The organism is Mesorhizobium sp. M7A.F.Ca.CA.004.04.2.1 (assembly GCF_004022825.1).
In the GTDB taxonomy this organism is placed as follows: Bacteria; Pseudomonadota; Alphaproteobacteria; order Rhizobiales; family Rhizobiaceae; genus Mesorhizobium.
The window spans coordinates 1-1,180 of the sequence record NZ_RZPH01001390.1; the positions used below are offsets into that span (position 1 = coordinate 1).

At 61.5% G+C, this 1,180-nt stretch carries 1 protein-coding gene; it reads left to right on the forward strand.

Annotated elements, in window-relative coordinates; translation table 11 throughout:
- Positions 1 to 58 precede the first annotated feature (58 nt).
- Positions 59 to 1,180: ABC transporter substrate-binding protein (locus EN893_RS34825; protein WP_164901427.1), on the forward strand; the 1,122-nt coding region annotated here is incomplete at its 3' end.

The following is a 1,180-nucleotide window of genomic DNA, read 5'->3' on the forward strand; positions in this document are numbered from 1 at the left end:
ATCACGCTTCTATCGCCCGGGTTCGAGCACGTGTCTGAAACGCATGGGGAGTCGCACGATGAAACTGTGGAAAACCATCCTGGCGGCCGCGGTGCTGTCGCTGGCCGCCGGCGCTTCCGCGTTTGCCGCGCGGACCGACCTGGTCATCGGCATTCCGCTCGAACCCCCGCATCTCGATCCGACCGCAGGTGCCGCCGCGGCAATCGACGAGGTTCTATATGCCAATGTGTTCGAGGGCCTGACACGCATCGGGCCCACTGGCGAGGTGCTGCCGGATCTGGCCGAAAGCTGGACCATTTCCGATGATGGAAAGGTCTACACCGTCAAGCTGCACACCGGCGTGAAATTCCATGACGGCACCGACTTCGATGCCGGCGACGTGAAATTCTCGCTCGATCGAGCCCGCGCCGAAAATTCGGTCAACGCGCAAAAGGGCCTATTCGCGGCCATCGATACGATAGACGTCGTCGATCCGGCGACCGTCAAAGTGACGCTGAAGAACCCGCAGGGATCCTTCCTCTACAATATGGGCTGGGGTGACGCGGTGATCGTGGCGCCGGAATCGGCAGAGACCAACAAGGAGAAACCGATCGGCACCGGCCCGTTCAAGTTCCAGAGCTGGGCCAAGGGATCGTCGATCACGCTGGTCAAATCGGACAATTACTGGGGCACACCGGCGTCCCTCGACAAGGCCGAATTCCGCATCGTGCCCGATGCCGCGGCCTATGTGCCGGCCCTGCTTTCCGGCGACATCCAGGCTTTCCCGTTCTTCGATGCCGACAGCCTCGCGCAGATCAAGGACGATCCGCGCTTCAAGGTGGTGATCGGCTCGACCGAGGGTGAGACCATCCTGTCGATCAACAACAAGAAGCCTCCTTTCGACAAGTTGCAGGTGAGGCAGGCGATCTCCTACGCGCTCGATCGCAAGGCGATCATCGACGGCGCCTCGGCCGGCCTCGGCCAGCCGATCGGCTCGCACATGTCGCCGGCCAGCAAGGATTATGTCGACCTCACCGGCCGCTACCAGCATGATGTCGCCAAGGCCAAGGAATTGCTGAAAGAGGCAGGCCTCGAAAAAGGCTTCAAAGCGAAGCTGAAACTGCCGCCGCCCGCCTATGCCCGCCTCGGTGGCGAAATCATAGCCTCACAACTTCGCGACGTCGGCATCGATCTGGAGATC